Source organism: Eubacterium sp. AF36-5BH (assembly GCF_003460505.1).
Taxonomy (GTDB): Bacteria; Bacillota; Clostridia; order Lachnospirales; family Lachnospiraceae; genus Eubacterium_G.
Genome location: NZ_QTVG01000005.1, coordinates 218,429 through 234,893 on the forward strand (window position 1 = coordinate 218,429; position 16,465 = coordinate 234,893).

General features: G+C 31.7%; 16 protein-coding genes. 1 reads left to right on the forward strand and 15 read right to left on the reverse strand.

Annotated features, from left to right (window positions below):
- From nadD to DW006_RS06910, 15 genes are all read right to left on the reverse strand, one after another.
- Positions 1-1,182, reverse strand: coding sequence for a nicotinate (nicotinamide) nucleotide adenylyltransferase (nadD, locus tag DW006_RS06840; RefSeq protein WP_158561085.1), 1,182 nt, complete (start codon positions 1,180-1,182; stop codon positions 1-3).
- A gap of 16 nt (positions 1,183-1,198) precedes the next feature.
- Entirely contained in the window at positions 1,199-1,492 is a 294-nt protein-coding gene (yhbY, locus tag DW006_RS06845; RefSeq protein WP_022166145.1) for a ribosome assembly RNA-binding protein YhbY, read from the reverse strand.
- Between the two features lie 10 nt (positions 1,493-1,502).
- Positions 1,503-2,786: a GTPase ObgE gene (gene obgE, locus DW006_RS06850; protein ID WP_117999614.1), complete on the reverse strand. Its 1,284-nt coding sequence runs from the start codon at positions 2,784-2,786 to the stop codon at positions 1,503-1,505.
- 108 nt (positions 2,787-2,894) lie between these two features.
- Complete coding sequence (gene rpmA / locus DW006_RS06855; RefSeq protein ID WP_117999615.1) at positions 2,895-3,179, reverse strand: 50S ribosomal protein L27; 285 nt, start codon at positions 3,177-3,179, stop codon at positions 2,895-2,897.
- A gap of 2 nt (positions 3,180-3,181) precedes the next feature.
- Positions 3,182-3,505, reverse strand: coding sequence for a ribosomal-processing cysteine protease Prp (locus tag DW006_RS06860; protein WP_117999616.1), 324 nt, complete (start codon positions 3,503-3,505; stop codon positions 3,182-3,184).
- 12 nt (positions 3,506-3,517) lie between these two features.
- Positions 3,518-3,817, reverse strand: a complete 300-nt coding sequence (gene rplU, locus DW006_RS06865; RefSeq protein ID WP_022164756.1) for a 50S ribosomal protein L21 — start codon at positions 3,815-3,817, stop codon at positions 3,518-3,520.
- Positions 3,818-3,955: 138 nt separating this feature from the next.
- Positions 3,956-4,903 carry a fibronectin type III domain-containing protein gene (locus tag DW006_RS06870; RefSeq protein ID WP_117999617.1) on the reverse strand — a complete coding sequence of 316 codons (948 nt, stop codon included), beginning with the start codon at positions 4,901-4,903 and terminating at the stop codon, positions 3,956-3,958.
- Positions 4,904-4,920: 17 nt separating this feature from the next.
- Positions 4,921-6,123, reverse strand: coding sequence for a DUF4317 domain-containing protein (locus DW006_RS06875; protein WP_117999618.1), 1,203 nt, complete (start codon positions 6,121-6,123; stop codon positions 4,921-4,923).
- Between the two features lie 57 nt (positions 6,124-6,180).
- Complete coding sequence (locus tag DW006_RS06880; RefSeq protein WP_022164759.1) at positions 6,181-6,867, reverse strand: ElyC/SanA/YdcF family protein; 687 nt, start codon at positions 6,865-6,867, stop codon at positions 6,181-6,183.
- A gap of 103 nt (positions 6,868-6,970) precedes the next feature.
- Positions 6,971-8,416: a response regulator gene (locus DW006_RS06885; protein ID WP_117999619.1), complete on the reverse strand. Its 1,446-nt coding sequence runs from the start codon at positions 8,414-8,416 to the stop codon at positions 6,971-6,973.
- A 108-nt stretch (positions 8,417-8,524) separates the two neighbouring features.
- On the reverse strand, positions 8,525-10,288 hold the full coding sequence (locus DW006_RS06890) for a sensor histidine kinase (RefSeq protein WP_117999620.1): 1,764 nt from the start codon (positions 10,286-10,288) through the stop codon (positions 8,525-8,527).
- The gene (locus DW006_RS06895) at positions 10,285-11,865 is read right to left on the reverse strand and encodes an extracellular solute-binding protein (RefSeq protein WP_158561086.1); all 1,581 of its coding nucleotides are present in this window, start codon (positions 11,863-11,865) and stop codon (positions 10,285-10,287) included. The genes DW006_RS06890 and DW006_RS06895 overlap by 4 nt, the downstream gene beginning before the upstream one ends.
- A 50-nt stretch (positions 11,866-11,915) precedes the next feature.
- On the reverse strand, positions 11,916-13,040 hold the full coding sequence (locus tag DW006_RS06900) for a ribonuclease E/G (RefSeq protein ID WP_158561087.1): 1,125 nt from the start codon (positions 13,038-13,040) through the stop codon (positions 11,916-11,918).
- Positions 13,033-13,704 (reverse strand): TIGR03936 family radical SAM-associated protein, encoded by a 672-nt coding sequence (locus tag DW006_RS06905; RefSeq protein WP_117999623.1) that lies wholly within the window; start codon positions 13,702-13,704, stop codon positions 13,033-13,035. The genes DW006_RS06900 and DW006_RS06905 overlap by 8 nt, the downstream gene beginning before the upstream one ends.
- Entirely contained in the window at positions 13,694-15,556 is a 1,863-nt protein-coding gene (locus tag DW006_RS06910; RefSeq protein WP_117999624.1) for a TIGR03960 family B12-binding radical SAM protein, read from the reverse strand. The genes DW006_RS06905 and DW006_RS06910 overlap by 11 nt, the downstream gene beginning before the upstream one ends.
- Before the next feature lie 180 nt (positions 15,557-15,736).
- Between DW006_RS06910 and DW006_RS06915 the strand changes: the two genes are divergently transcribed.
- Positions 15,737-16,402 carry a PHP domain-containing protein gene (locus tag DW006_RS06915; protein WP_117999625.1) on the forward strand — a complete coding sequence of 222 codons (666 nt, stop codon included), beginning with the start codon at positions 15,737-15,739 and terminating at the stop codon, positions 16,400-16,402.
- The last annotated feature ends 63 nt before the right edge of the window (positions 16,403-16,465 follow it).

The following is a 16,465-nucleotide window of genomic DNA, read 5'->3' on the forward strand; positions in this document are numbered from 1 at the left end:
TTATTCTCCTAATTTGTTTTTATAGTAGTCAAATGCTTTCTGCGTGTAGCTGTCAATAATTTGATTTTTACTTTTCAAATAATCCAATGTATCTTTTAAAATACTATAAGTCAGCAAATCTAAATTTTGAAGCGAAATGCTTCTTAGATATTCTAAATTAGGCTGCACAATTCTGCCTGGTTCAATATAGTCAGCACAGAAAATTATTTTTTCTAAATCAGACATGTTTTCCTTACCGGTAGTATGCCAAATAACAGCATTTAAAACATTCTCATCTACTATACCATATTTTGTTTTTGCAATAAAAGCGCCAACTTTTCCATGCAGAAGATATGGTGCTTTTTCTTCACAGTCTGTCACTAAAATATTGTTATCCTTACAACATTTAAGTAACTGTGAATCTGAATAGTATTTAGCACAGTCATGTAATATACCGGCTAAATACGCTGTATTTGGATTAACGTTAAAGGCTTCTGCCATTTTCTTTGCTGTTTCTGCCACACCTAAAGTATGTTCATATCTGTGTTTGTTTAAGACATTTTTCAAATCTGCCTTAATTTTGCTAAGAGACCATGCCTTATTTATATTTCCATCTGTATAGAGATTATTTTCTACAATATACTCATATACACCTTTAGGCAATAAATCTTTTGCAGCTTCTATTTTATGTGTTCGTATATCACTGGATGAAATATCAGACTCCTTAACATTAAGTAAATAAACATTAGCAGCCACTTCTTCTTTAATCTTTTCAACTATACTTTCTATATTAAATTGATTTTCATCCTTTCTATTAATAATAACCAAATTGGCATTTTTTAGAATCACAGCTGGCTGATACCAGCTAGTAAAAGTTGCAGCAGAATCGCCGCCAATTATAAAATAAAGATCATTTTCTTTATGCTCTGATTTTAGTTTGGTTAAAGTGTCAGCTGTGTAACTTAAGTGGTTCTTTAACTCGTAGTCAAAAAACTCAACATTTTTTTCATTAGCTACCGCCAACTTAATCATGTTTACACGATGAAAATCTGATGTAATATTTTTTGTATTTTTGTGTGGTGGACATGGTGAAGGCATGATATATACTTTATCTAACTTAAGCTGTTTTAAAGTTTCTTTTGCCATATATATATGTGCCTTATGAATGGGATCAAATGTACCACCTAAAATTCCTATTTTCATAATAACTCCACTAAACTTATGGAAGAATAATCTTTCTGTCTTTTTCATCCTTTGCAGGTCTATATAAGACAATTTTTCTTCCGATTACATGAACAACTGTAGAACGGGTTCTGTCAGCAATAACCTCTGCAATGTTCTTTGGTTCATATAAGCAGTTTTTCAAAACATTTAACTTTATAATTTCACGTTTCTCTAATGCTTCATCAATTGCTGCTGTAATTTCAGGTGTTACAGCAGATTTTCCAACCTGAAAAATTGGATCGATTGTAGCAGAGATTTTTCGTAAATAAGCTCTTTGTTTGCTATTCATAATCTACTCCTTACTTGTAATATTCAAACTGATGACCGTATAACTTAACTGTGTCACCTTCTTCAATTCCTAATTCTTCTAACTGTTCAAGAATACCATTGTCCTTCATAAATTTCTGGAAGAACAAGAAGCCTTTTTCAGACTCAAGGTTAGTATAACCAAGCATTCTTTCGATTTTTGGTCCTTCAACAGCATATAAACCATCTTCAACTTTTTCAACTGTGTATGGTAATTCTGATGTAATAATGTAGTCTTCAGGATTATATTCCTGTTGGTATACAACAGGTGCATCATCAAACTGATCTAATAAATTTCTTACATAGAAAAGAAGTTCTTTTAAGCCTTTACCACTAACTGCCGATATAGGATAAACCTTAATATCAGGTTCAAATTCAGCTTTAATTTTGTCGATTACTTCATTTGTATCACCATAAATTGCATCAATTTTGTTAGCTGCAATAACCTGTGGTCTTTTTAATAAATCAGGATTATATTTTTCTAATTCATTATTAATTGCCTTAATATCAGCTATTGGGTCTCTACCTTCTACTGAGGCTGCATCAATCATATGAATAATAACTTTTGTTCTTTCAATATGTTTTAAAAACTGATGTCCCAGCCCGACACCTTCTGAAGCACCTTCAATAAGTCCCGGTATATCAGCAATAACAAATCCTTTTCCACCATCTAAATCTACAACACCAAGGTTTGGATTTAATGTTGTAAAATGATAATTGGCAATCTTTGGATCTGCATTTGTTACTCTTGAAAGCAAAGTCGATTTACCAACATTTGGAAATCCTACAAGACCAACGTCTGCAATACTTTTAAGTTCAAGTGTAACATTTAATTCCATGCTCTTTTGTCCAGGCTGTGCATACTGTGGTGCCTGCATTGTTGCTGTTGCATAATGCTGGTTTCCTTTACCACCGCGACCACCTTTTAAGATAATCATTCTCTGATTATCACCACTCATATCTGCTACGATTTTTCCTGTTTCTTCTTCTCTGACAATTGTTCCTTCAGGAACTTTTATAATAAGGTCTGCACCGTTTTTTCCTGTTTTGTTCTGCTTGCCACCTTCCTGTCCCGGCTCTGCTTTAAAATTATGTTTATGTCTAAATTCATATAAAGTGTTAAGTCCTTTATCTACCTGAAAAATAACGTCTCCGCCTTTTCCACCGTCTCCGCCATTAGGACCACCATTTGGAACATATATTTCACGTCTGAAAGATACATGTCCATCTCCACCTTTTCCTGACTGTATGAAAATTTTTGCAAAATCTGCAAACATAATAATCCTCCACGATTGTATTGTTAATATAAATAATGAGTTACCTTTTAATGTTAAAATAGGCTTCAAATCAAAACTGACTTGAAGCCTAATAGTGTCTGTGTTTAATTATTCAGCTACAGGGTATACAGAAACCTGCTTTCTGTCTCTACCTTTTCTTTCAAATCTTACGATTCCGTCTGAAGTAGCAAATAATGTATCGTCACCACCACGTCCAACATTTACGCCTGGGTGAATCTTTGTTCCACGCTGTCTATAGAGAATGTTTCCAGCCTTAACAAACTGTCCGTCTGCTCTCTTAGCGCCAAGTCTCTTTGATTCTGAGTCTCTACCGTTCTTTGTAGAACCCATACCTTTTTTATGAGCGAAGAACTGAAGGTTCATCTTCATCATAGCTATACCTCCTTATAATCTAATGTTATAAAATCTTTGTATTCTTTCTCTAACTGCTCTAGTCCTAAAACTAAAGACTTTATTAAAAGTTCAGCTTCTTTACTAATATTATTGGAAAATTCAAAATCTATTATACCATCGTCTTCATGCTCAAACTGAGTATATTCATCTGATGTTAACTGTTCAATTGAATTCACAAAATTAATAGCGAGAACTGATAGTCCTGCACAAACAATATCTTCTCCTGCATCTGCATATCCGGAATGTCCTTCCATACAAAAGCCAATGTATGTATTGTCTCTGCAATAAATGGTTATTCTTGTCATAAAACCACCTGATTAAGCGTTAATCTTGTCGATTGTAACTGCTGTATACTGCTGTCTATGACCATTCTTTTTATGATAACCAGTTTTTCTCTTATACTTGTAAACGATAACTTTCTTAGCCTTACCATCTCCAACTACTGTAGCTTCAACTGTAGCTCCTTCAACTGTTGGATTTCCAACTTTACCGTCAACATAAAGAACCTGATCAAAAGTAAACTTAGAACCAGCTTCAGCACCAAGTTTTTCTACCTTGATAGTTTCGCCTTCTGAAACTTTGTACTGTTTACCACCTGTTGCTATAATTGCGTACATTATGGGCACCTCCTATTACTCATTACTCGCCAGTTTCGGTGATTGCAAAAGCAATACTTATAACCACACTGAGCGGCATACCATAGTATAATAGCATACACTAATTTACTTGTCAAACTTTTTCATGTTGTTTTTTACTTATTTTTTTGCTTTTCTATTTGCCTTAACCTTAAAAGACTTTTTCACCCACTTACTGTAAACATCATCTTCAATAAGATTCAACTTCTTAGCTCTAACTCTTACATAATATTTCTTGCCTTTTTTAAGCTTCTTAACTGTATAAGAAGTTTTCTTTGTAGTTAAAGTTTTTGCCTTTGTAAACTTTTTACTTGTTGAACACTGAACTTCATAAGAAACTGCATCACTTACTTTCTTGAATTTAATTGTAGCCGATGTAGTCTTTGCCTTAGCTGAAGTTTTCTTAACTTTTGTTTTAGTTATTTTTGTATTTGCAATTGTGTTTGCCTTCTTAATTTTTGCTTTAACACTTGCCATTGTTTCATTTTTATTTGTTGTAGCAAAAAGTTCTGTTGTTTTGTCTAATGCCACCTTATATGATACTGTTTTCTTATCTGCAGATAATGTACCGTTAGTTGATACAATTTCTTTTGGGAAAGTAAATGTAATATTCATTTCAATATCATCTGTGTTTACTGCAGATAAATCCGCAGCACTGTCTACAGTTTCAGGTTTTATTAATTGATAAACAGTTTCAGTTGATAAATAACTGTTTGGACCTGCACCATAATCAACAGTCAGCTTGCCTTTTCTTAATGTTTGCTTATTCTGAAGTTTTATGTAAGATTTTCCATCAATAACTTCTTCACTATATGTTATATTGCTTGATGCGGTATTTTCTTTAAGCTGATTTTGATATTCTCTCCAAAAATCATTAATCTGGGAATCAGTTGCCCCCATTTTTTTAAGTGCTTCGTTTGCCTGTGACTTATTAATAGTGATTAGCATTTCTGCATTACCTGTGCCGTTTGAATTAAGTTTCATGTTTACATCAACCTGTGCACAGCCTGTAAATACCATAATTACAGCTAATAATAATGCTGCAATTTTTGTTATACGATTTTTCATATAACCTCCTCCTTTAATTAATTTATTTTTACATGGTCAGATTCCGAAACCGGAATAACCACACAATTAACACCGTCAATGTTTTCTCTTCGAATTAACTCTTTCTTTTCTGAATTAACAGTGATTATTATTTCACCTTCATCAACAGTCAATTGTTCATTGTTATCATTTGTCTCCTCTATTGAGGCAATTTTTCTATTTAAATCTTTAATTTCTTCTTTGAGAAGCTCTTTTTCATTATTGTCCTTAACGATTTTTTGTGCTTTGTTTGGAATAATGTCGCCAATTAAAGGAACTTCCTCTGTATTAATTGATGACATATATTGATCACCAATGTTTACAGCTTTGTTCTCTGCAATACCGGCATGTTCTAAAGCACTTTTTATATGTTCTTTTGACACGTAAGATTCAGGATTTTCGTCTGAAACATGAGCAAGTTCAATGTTTACAGTATCCATTACATCTTTTACCATATCCTCGCCTGTAACTTCAAGTACCATGTCTGTTAGAACGTCCTGTTGTTGAGCATATGTTAATTTTTCTCTACAACCAAGAATATCTTCAATCATCTCTGTATGAACATTTTTTGAGTCGGCAGTATACATTAAAACTGAGTGAATATCACTGCTTCTATCAATAAATGCCGGGAAAACAAAACCTGTTTCAGGCATTCCCACAAACCACTCACGATTTAATGTACTTATTTTATTTTTATCCTTGTTATAGCCAAGTCCCGGCTTTGATAAAACCATAGGGCAAATGGCACAAATTATATATTCGTAAACTTCTTCTGACTCATCAAGTTTATTGTTATCTGTTGTTTTTGTCATAACATCGTATACGTCATGGAACAATAAAATTAAGTAATTGCCAAGAGAATTGTATTTTTCAATTACCATATCGTAAAAAGTATCAAGAAGCCCCTGATCCTTCAAACCACTTTTCTTTAGTCCTAAAAGAAACTGCTGATGGCCACCAGGCTTTTCTTCTTCTAATGGAAAATTAAGTTCTAAAATATTATTTCCCACGTTTGTTGACAAAACTTTTTTTGCAATTTCTAAATATTTAAAGTATTCTTCATCTTCAAGATTTAAAAATATTTCGTCCAAATTAGTTACTTTATTTTTGTTATCGTCAATGTAGCAGCCACATATTTTTGTAAAGGTACAACCGTCTTTTTTAAGTCTTCTTCTTAATTCATTAATTGATTTCTTGTCCATAATAATCTCCCTGTCCCTGTTTTTATTTTACCAATAATATTAATTGTATATATATTATTATTTGTCGTTTGTCACATCGCCACTGCCTGTTAAATCTATTTTGTCTCCTAAATATTTAGAAGTAGGCTTTGTAATGCATTTATCAAATGATTTAACTCTGGCAAAACACTCTCTAAATCGCCAATAAGTCATTTTCTTGCTATATTTTCTTAAATCGCATGGTACACCATAAGCATCCAACCCAAGTTTCTTTGCAATATAGAGTGCTCTGTATAGATGATATTTTTGAGTTACTATAACAACTTTTTTTGCTCCAAAAATATTTTTGGCCCTGTACATTGTATCATAAGTCTCAAAGCCTGCGTGATCCATAAAAATATCTTCAGATGGTACATTTTCATTAATTGCATAGTCTTTCATTGTATTGACTTCATCATGGCTGGCTCTGCCATGGTCGCCTGACATAATGATTTTTGATGCGGCACCATTTTTGTATAATTGGTCTCCCACAATAATTCTGTCTTCTAAAATCCATGTAGGACTACCGTCTTTTCTGATTCCTGCTCCAAGAACTATTATGCAGTCAGCATCTAAATTCTTACATTTTTCAACTGTAACTATTCTGCTTTTTACAGAACCTGTAACGTATAAATTAATTCCTACAACTGTTAATGTTCCAATTACGCCTAAAAATATAATTACACATAAAATCTTTATTATCATCTTTTTTTTTCCTTTTTTCATAATATCTCCTTTTTTATCTACCTAACATAAAACTGTTAAAATTCTTATGTTATCTATGTCTTACAGTCCTTATTTCGTATTATAAGATTAACCTGTTATAAGACTAACCTAAATTATTTCTGTACTGTGATGGTGTAAGACCGGTTATACTCTTAAAAGTTTTCATAAAATGTTTCTCATGCTCGTAACCAACAGCTTTTGAAATTTCATTTACCTTCATATCTGTTTCTGTTAAAAGTTTCTTTGCCTGTCCCACTCTGAAATTCTTTAGATAATTTACAAAATTAGTACCTGTGTATTGCTTGAAATTAAATGAAAACAGTGAATAATTCATTGATATATAATTTGAAACTACTGCCATATTCAAATCTGTAGCATAATTTTCTTTTATGTATTCAATGGCTTTTTGCATTTTTAAGCCTGTTTTCTGCTCATCAATGCTGTCACTTACCAGTTCATCAAAACCTTTAATCCAACCACGTACAACATCCATGTATTCATCAATATTCTGGTATGAAAAAATATCAAGAAGTTCAAAAACTTCATGTTCCTTGTTTTTTAATGATTTCTCGTAAACTTTCATTGTAGTTAAAATAATAAGCTTCATTTGTTCCTGAAATTCATTTATTGGATACTTTCTATTCTTCACACCTTCAACAAATATCTCCAACTGCTCCAAAGCTTCATTTAATTTGTTTGAACAGATAAGATTTGCTGTTTGCATCATCAACTTAACACCATAACCGTATTCTTTTTCCGGTGCTGTATATGTAGTAGCATCCACAATTGGTGTACACGTTTCAAATGCTGTTCTACGCATTTCAGCAGCTTCACAAAATGCCTGTTTTACATCCATAAAATTGTAATAAACATTACTTATACCAATATTATGATTTTCAAGCTTATTTAAAATTTCTTCTTTATAATGTGGATTGCATATAATAACATCCATGTACTCCTGCCCCTGAACATAATAATATTTGTTAGTAACAGTTAAATCAATATCTTCATCTTTTCTTCCAAAGCAAATTACAACAAAATTATTTAAAGGAATGTAAGGGTTAACAATCAAACAGATATTTTCGATTTCAACGTCTGTAACATTATCATAAAATAACATATACTGAAGTTGTCTGTATGCATTCTTTTTATTTTTTTTCTGCTGATTTTCTCTTTCATTTATTATGTCATCAAATTTTTCCAACACTTCCTGAATCTTGTTTCGATCAACAGGCTTTAAAATATATTCCTTAACACCATTTCTAAGCATTTCTACTGCATAATCAAACTCATCAAAACCACTAATTGCAGCTATAAGTGGTTTTTCATCCAATTTTTGGACTTCTCCTACCAATGTTATACCATCCATTTTAGGCATTCTAATATCTGTAAACATTACATCCACAGGTTGTTCTTTTAAAACTTCTAATGCTTTTTCACCATTATTACACTCAATGATTTCTTCAATATCTACGCCCGAACGTTCAATCATGGAGCGAATTCCCTGCCTTATTAGTTTTTCATCTTCCACTAATAAAAGTGTTTTCATATTAATACCGAACCTTTCAAAATTATTCTTAAGTCTTTTTGTAAAAATGTTTTATCAGAAATGAACATCCATAAAACAAAGACTCTTGTTTCTTAAGTAACAAAAGAATTACATAGATTCATCAAACGGTATACATATTGAAACTTTTGTATAAGCACCTTCCTGAGAAAAAATCTGCAAACCATATTCTTTTCCGAAATACATCTTTATTCTCTGCTGAACATTATACAACGCTCTTCCATGTTCTTTGTCATCTGAAATCTGTTCTTTTGAATTAATGCTTCTAATTAATTCATTAAGTTTTTCCTGACTCATGCCAATTCCCATATCAGATACTTCAATTATAACATTATTTTCTTCTTTAAAAACTTTTATGTAAATTGTAGTGTCCTCAGCCATTTCCTCGATACCATGATTTACGGAATTTTCAACAATTGGCTGCAGGGACATTTTAGGAATTTTGATATGTAAAAGTTCTGCCGGTACATTTAACGACAAAAAGATTTCGTAATCCTGTCTTAAATTCATTAAACTTAAATAATTTTGTATGTTAAGAATTTCCTGTTTTAATTCTACCATTCCTGATGACCATTTCATACTATATCTAAACATATTTCCTAAAGTAGTAATTGCGTCACTGATTACATATTCTTCTTTTATTTCAGCCATCATTTTTATTGTTTCCAAAACATTATACATAAAATGTGCATTAATTTGGTTCTGAAGGGAACGTATCTCTGCATTTTTGGCAAGCAACTGTCTTTCAATATTCTCTTCATTTAATTTTTCCAGAGAATATACCATTTTATTAATTTGTTTACCTAACTCTGATATTTCATCATTACCCTTTTCAGTTAATTTAATGATGTTGCCATTTTTTATTTCACTTACTTCTTTTGTTAGGTTATTAAATCTTGAAAAAGAATTCTTTATTAAAATTGCCACAATAAAAATAAAGACAATCATTGATAGAAATACAACTATAAAATAAAGAAGCTGACTTTTATAATAGGAATTAACAATTTTCTTTGTGCCAACAATTCTAACATAAGTTCCACCTAAAGAATTAGAGTATACTGTAGAAACTATTGATGTTTCACCATTAAATTTTCTTGTAATTGTATTATTTTTATCTGATTTACAAATTTGTTTAACTTCATTTATATTCTCATCTACTGTTTTCTTATTTTTATCTGAAGCATAGACTTCACCTTTATTTGAAATAAAACATGTAAATTCATTGTTATCGTTTTTGTCAAAGTCCAAAAATAAACCTTTTAATTCCGTAGACACTTCTACTACAGCAACCAATCTTCCTGTTTCATCAGTAACATTTTTTATAATAGCTGCCAGTCGTGTTTTACCGATTACTCCATACTTGTTTTCCTTATAATCAAACACCCATTTATTATTTTCATAACTATTTGACCATTCCTGTTGCTGCAAACGGTTAAGTTTATAAAAACTTGGAGCTTTTTCAGTAACATTTGCATTGGCATAAACCTTAACATTATATATGTATGGATTAATATCTACCATTGCATCTATTGAGCCAATTTCATTTTTATAAAAATCTAATTTTTCAACACCTTTGTAATCCTGATTATTTTGTACCTTCTGAATATATTCAAAAATTCTGTTTTTCTGCAAAACTAACTGTCTTACCAGATAGCAGGTTTCTTCAACATCTTTTAACTGAGCCGAAACATTATACATATTGTTTTTTTCGTCAGTTAATGCTACTTCTCTGGCATTATTCGAAATATTAAAAAACATAACAGATGTCCAAAGACAGGTACATACAAATAAGGCAACTACAATTATAAGTATTATTTTATTACATAATGAAATTCTTATTTTCTTATTTTTCATTTATCCAATCCTAATTTTTTTATGTTAATTTTCATCTGTTTCGTATACGCCTTTAAAACCTGTTCAAAGCCCATATTGTACCTTTTTTTCATAAACGTGTTGTATATACTGTCAAATTCTTTGTCACTATTTGCCAGCAATAATTTAGGAAGTGTTGCTCCCCACAAACCTTCAATTGAATTCTTTGTTTTTCCTATTTTTGTCGAATCATCTAATGTTATTGTATACTGCCCTACATAGGTAGTATATGGATGCGTCCATTGCTTCAACTGGGTTACCGGATTATCCTCATCGTCTTTAATCCACTGTGCACCCATTGCATCGTTTTGCATCATCCAATAACATGAATCAGCACCATATTTTTTATCAAAAGTTGTTCTGTCTGAATATAGTAATTTTTTTACTTCTTTTTTCATTTCAGGCCGGCCTTCTTCATTATAATCCCAAGTTTTACCTTTTACACCCAGCCATGTCATTTTCTGACCTTCTTCACTAATCAAATAGGACAAAAGTTTAATAGCTTTATCAGGATTCTTGCAGTTTTTTGAAATTAATGTAACTGTCCAACCATTTACACTTGTACCCGGCAGTGTATAATCATCACCAGTTAAATTTTTCGGGCCATCTACAGCTATGTAAATGCTATCAGGATTTTCTTTGTATAAAGCTTTTTCCTGGTCAGCCATGTCAGTGTATTGATAAATCATACAAAAATACTGACCATTTAGTATTTTCTCTGACATTTGCGCTCTTGAATCAACAAAAATATCATCTTTTAACAAACCTTTACGGGCAAGACGATTATAGGTTTTAAGCCATGCAACATAACTTTCGTCTTTTAGTCTGTCAATGGCATTACCATTTTTGTCTGTATAAGGAACTGCAAGAAAATCTAAAAGATAATTGTCAAAAGAATCACAACCTCTGTCATTAAATTGGGTACAGCCCACCGGTATCATTTCTTTTCCATCTACGGTAGGATACATTTTGGCAGCTTTCTCAACAGCTTTTTCAAACCCTTCAGGAGTTGTCATGTCTGGTGAGCCAATTGCCTCATATATATCTTTTCTTACTAAAAAAGTCTCATTGGAAGCTAAATTATCGTACTTGCTGTAATCAGAAGGGGCACATGCAGAGTTTGGATATTTATATAAATGCCCATCATCGCTCTTATGCCAGCTCACAACTGCATCATCTACTACTTTCATAAAATATGTATCATATTTTTCTGACAGTTCATCTAAAGCATAAACCTTCCCTTCATTTATCATCTGATCAATTCCAGATTCCCACCAGCCTAACGTTATAAGGTCAGGCAAAGTATCACTGGAAATCATTGCATCTAATTTTTCGTTAGGATCACCTGTTGGTGTAACAAAAGATATGGAGCAACCTGTTTTTTCTGTGATAGCTTTTGAAACCATATTATTTCCCCAGTCACCTGAAAACCATGAAAAGTTAATATACCATGACAAATCAACTGTGGAGTTTTTTTTAACTTTTTTTCCACATCCAATAAATATTACACATATAATTACTGTCAAAAATAAATATGCTATTTTTTTTAATTTTCTCATAAGCAAATTCCTTTCCGTAACTTTTCTCTTTAGAAAAGACACTTTAATTATCATTTAGCTTCACTAAATATTTCATATAATGGCTGTTCCTGTTTCTTTCTTGTTATTTCCATTAAACCAAGTTTTGTAATATCAACAACACTACAACTTACATAATCTTTCTTAACTTCCTGCCTCATTACAGCTATAAGATTTCCGTTTTTTAATTCATCTGAACCAATAAAATCAACAATAATTGTTCCTGATATATTTCTAATTTGCAGCTGTCTTGCAATTTCTTTTGCAGCCTCTTCATTAATTTTCTGTATGGTTTTATCTCTGTTTGATTTGAAATCAGCCTTACCTGTGTTAACGTCAATTACAGTCATCGCCTCAGTATGTTCTATTATCAAATAACCGCCTGATTTCAACCAGACATGCCTGTTTAAACTGTTTTGCAAATGTTTTTCCAAAGAATATTTATTAATAAGATTTATTTTCTTTTCGTCGTTAAAAGAAGCACAAATATCAGCTGCTTTCAAGCTTTCATATATCTGCTCAACATCTGTAATAACCATACCATCTTTTTTTAATACAAAATCTTCAAGTACTTCCAACTGTTTATCTTTTTTGTAAACAAGGGTTTTAGCCTTTAAGAAATTAAATTTATTAACTGTTTGATTGTATATTTCAATAGCTTCATTTATATTATTTTCTAAATTCTTTAAGTCTTTGCTTTGGGCATTTGTTCTTAAAATAAAACCATATTCATCAGTACAGAAATGAGAGAAACTATTCTTGTACTGTTCTCTTAACAAACTGTCATCTATTTTTTTTGAAATACTAAAATTATTGTTTCCAACAGTCAAAATAACACTACCAACAGAAATATTAAGTTTCCAGGTAAGAAGATAATCCTTAGTCTTAACCTTATCACCAGCTACCTGAACAAGAATTTTGTCACCCTGTTTTATTTTATGAGGATAATTTTTGAGAGATAAAAAACCTTTACTTTCGCCATCAATTTCCACAAAAGCCGCATTAAGATTTTTTACAATATCCTTAACGTAACCAACATAAATGTTTCCAACAAGAGATTTGTTTTCCAAATTATAAATTCTACTTAATTTATTTTCTTCAAATTGAAAACCTATTATTTTATTTCTTACTTTTGATACTACTAAAATATTACTCAATGTTTCCTCCAATTTCACTAAGAGAAACCAATTTATCATTTTCTAAACAATACATATCCATACGCTCATATTGAACAAATTCCGGTAACTTAGCTCCTGTAAACTGTTCTAATGCACTCATTACCAAATCAGGTTTCAGGTTAGCCGCACTACCCTGAGATACTTTCATAAAAATACCATCTTCATTAAACTTCATTTCATGAATCATTGGCTTTATGTCTACTATTTTCTCACTTTTCTTTGTTTTCTTAAGAATGTTGATTTCATCCTGTGCATAAAAGTCATTAACCTGTTCTTCGGTAAATAAGTCTGTGTAAACAAAATAATCTGCTCCTGCCACAATTGACATGGCGTTTTTTGCACCCTCTGGTAACTCTTTATAACTTACAACTTTTACACCCTCTACATTTTGAGCATTGATGTTTTTAATCATTTCTTTACTTGAAAGAGAGCTGTTTACCTCAATATCAAAATACTCTCCTTTGCTAATTACGCCAACACTTAAAGGGGCAGCAAAAGACATTTTCTGATGTGGGGAAAAGCCTTCTGAATAACAAATATCAACATTGGCACGTCTCATAACTTTTTGAAAATATCTAACCATATCCAAATGACCTATAAATTTCATTTGGCCCTGTTTTTCAAATCTAATTCTAATTTTCAAAACATACACCTCCTCCAAAACTTGCAGCTCCGCAACCTGAGCACTGCATTCTACAGTTCGGAGTTACTTTTTCATTTTGAGCATTGTGCCATTCGTTTAATAAAAATCTCTTTGTTACTCCTGTATCTATAAAATCCCAAGGGAATATTTCGTCATCGCTACGTTCTCTTGTAATATAGAAATCCATGTCTATATTAGTTTCTTCAATTGCCTCGTCCCAAATCTGTCTGTTGTGATACTCTGACCAGGCATCATAAATACCACCTTTTTCGTATACTCTCAAAAGAGTTTTTGATAATTTTCTATCACCTCTTGCAAGTAAACCTTCCAAAATACTAATGTCAGATTCATGCCAGTGATATCTGATACTTTTTCTGTTTAATAAAGTTTTCATTTTGTCATTTACTTTGTGAGCCTTATCTAAAAATGTTTTAGCTGTACACATTGGTGCCCACTGAAAAGGTGTAAATGGCTTTGGCACGAAAAATGAGGTACTTGCTGTAATCTGGCACTTTCCATGTCGTTCTTCTTTTGGAACTGTTTCATAATAAAGTTCAGCAATTTTTTCGCACAAATCCATGATACCGTCTACATCATCATTTGTTTCCGTTGGCTGACCTAACATAAAGTATAATTTTACCTTATTCCAACCACCTATAAATGCCTGTTTACAGCCATTTAAAATATTTTCTTCTGTAAGACCTTTGTTGATTACATTTCTCATTCTCTGAGTTCCTGCTTCAGGTGCAAAAGTAATTGAACTCTTTTTCACATCCTGAACCTTACTCATAACATCAAGAGAAAAAGCATCAATTCTAAGAGAAGGTAATGAAATATTTATTTTTTTCTTCTTACATTCTTCAATTAGGAAATCTATCAATTCCTTTAACTTGCTATAATCACTTGTACTAAGAGAACTTAATGATATTTCATCATGGCCTGTACTTTGTAACTGGGTAAGAGCAATTTCTTTTAATGTCTCAAGACTTTTTTCCCTTAAAGGCTTATACACTGAACCTGCCTGACAGAATCTACACTCTCTAATACAGCCTCTTTGAATTTCAAGAACACATCTGTCCTGAACAATTTTTGTAAAAGGTACTACAGGCTTATCAGGATAGCATACATTATCAAAATCAAGAACAATATCTTTTTTTATTACATCCTGAATATTTGGATTATTGCATTTCATTTCCTTAATCGTTCCATCTTCATTATAAGAAACATCATAAAACATAGGCACATACATACATGGTATGTTTGCTGCTTTTTCAAGAAACTCTCTTCTTGTACCACCATTAGCTTTGTTTTCTTTATACAAATCAATTAAATGGTAATATTCTGTTTCACCTTCACCCATATAAAAGATATCAAAGAAATCTGCTATAGGCTCAGGATTATAAGTGCATGGCCCACCACCAATAACAATTGGATCATCTTCACTTCTATCAACTGACAAAAACGGTATATCGCTTAAGTCAAGTAACTGCAAAATATTTGTGTAGCACATTTCGTACTGAAGAGTAATGCCTAAAAAGTCAAAATTCTTTACAGGTTCCTGAGACTCCAGTGCAAATAATGGTATGTGCTCCTCTCGCATGATTTTATCTAAATCAACCCATGGAGAATAAACTCTTTCGCAGTAAATATCATCACGTCTGTTTAATAAATCATATATAATCTGAATTCCTAAATGAGACATCCCAATTGTATAAACATCAGGAAATGCCATTGCGAATCGAACGTCTACTTTTTTAGGATCTTTTTTTATCATATTAACTTCTCCACCTATATACATAGATGGCTTTTCTATTTTCATTAGTATTTCATCACTAAGTGCTAATTTTCTCATTAAAACTCCTCTTAAATAGTTTATTATTTCCCCATCAAAATAAAATGACGAAATTTTAACATAAGTATTTATATTATAATACAGATTAAGTTTTTTCACAATTTATATGTAGTATTTTGCCATAAACTTTTTGCTGAAATATGTTATACTTATAAATATTAAAATATAGAGGAAAAAACAATGTATAAATACGAAACTCACTTACATACAAACGCTGCCAGTGCCTGTGCTTCTATTTCAGGCAGTGAAACAGCTATAGAATTTAAGAAATTAGGCTATACAGGTATATTTGTTACGGATCATTTTTTTAGAGGCAATTCTAATATCCCTCATAACTTTCCTTGGATTAATAGAATTAATATGTTTTCACGAGGTTACGAAGAAGCAAAAAAAACAGGCGATAAAATTGGTCTTCAGGTTTTCTTTGGTTGGGAAGAAACTTATGATGGACAGGATTTTCTAATTTACGGTTTAGATAAACAGTGGATGATTGAACATCCCGAAATGGAATATTGGACAATTAAAGAACAGTTTCAGGCGGTAAATGATGCCGGCGGAATGGTAATTCATGCACATCCTTTTAGGGACAGACCTTATATACCTGAAATCAGATTATTTCCAAACTATGTAAACGGCGTAGAAATATTTAATGCTAAAAATAATCAGGACGAAAACGACCAGGCATACATGTACGCAAAAAAATATAATCTGCCAATGACTGCCGGGGCGGACAACCACCACATTCCTATCGTTAATTCTGGAATTGATGTTATGAAAAAATTTAATAGCGAAAAAGATTATGTGAATCTTATAAAAAATAATTTGCCAAAGGATTTGATTATATAAGAAATCACGGATAAATTTCTTATTTCATAAATAAAAGGTCTAAAACCATTATTGTTTTACACA

Bases quoted from the DNA above. Each gene is read 5' to 3' on its own strand.
- DW006_RS06910 (WP_117999624.1), bottom strand. From the start codon at position 15,556: ATGAGAAAATTAGCACTTAGTGATGAAATACTAATGAAAATAGAAAAG.
- obgE (WP_117999614.1), bottom strand. From the start codon at position 2,786: ATGTTTGCAGATTTTGCAAAAATTTTCATACAGTCAGGAAAAGGTGGA.
- nadD (WP_158561085.1), bottom strand. From the start codon at position 1,182: ATGAAAATAGGAATTTTAGGTGGTACATTTGATCCCATTCATAAGGCA.
- DW006_RS06860 (WP_117999616.1), bottom strand. From the start codon at position 3,505: ATGACAAGAATAACCATTTATTGCAGAGACAATACATACATTGGCTTT.
- rplU (WP_022164756.1), bottom strand. From the start codon at position 3,817: ATGTACGCAATTATAGCAACAGGTGGTAAACAGTACAAAGTTTCAGAA.
- DW006_RS06870 (WP_117999617.1), bottom strand. From the start codon at position 4,903: ATGAAAAATCGTATAACAAAAATTGCAGCATTATTATTAGCTGTAATT.
- DW006_RS06895 (WP_158561086.1), bottom strand. From the start codon at position 11,865: ATGAGAAAATTAAAAAAAATAGCATATTTATTTTTGACAGTAATTATA.
- DW006_RS06885 (WP_117999619.1), bottom strand. From the start codon at position 8,416: ATGAAAACACTTTTATTAGTGGAAGATGAAAAACTAATAAGGCAGGGA.
- DW006_RS06890 (WP_117999620.1), bottom strand. From the start codon at position 10,288: ATGAAAAATAAGAAAATAAGAATTTCATTATGTAATAAAATAATACTT.
- rpmA (WP_117999615.1), bottom strand. From the start codon at position 3,179: ATGATGAAGATGAACCTTCAGTTCTTCGCTCATAAAAAAGGTATGGGT.
- yhbY (WP_022166145.1), bottom strand. From the start codon at position 1,492: ATGAATAGCAAACAAAGAGCTTATTTACGAAAAATCTCTGCTACAATC.
- DW006_RS06915 (WP_117999625.1), top strand. From the start codon at position 15,737: ATGTATAAATACGAAACTCACTTACATACAAACGCTGCCAGTGCCTGT.
- DW006_RS06875 (WP_117999618.1), bottom strand. From the start codon at position 6,123: ATGGACAAGAAATCAATTAATGAATTAAGAAGAAGACTTAAAAAAGAC.
- DW006_RS06880 (WP_022164759.1), bottom strand. From the start codon at position 6,867: ATGAAAAAAGGAAAAAAAAAGATGATAATAAAGATTTTATGTGTAATT.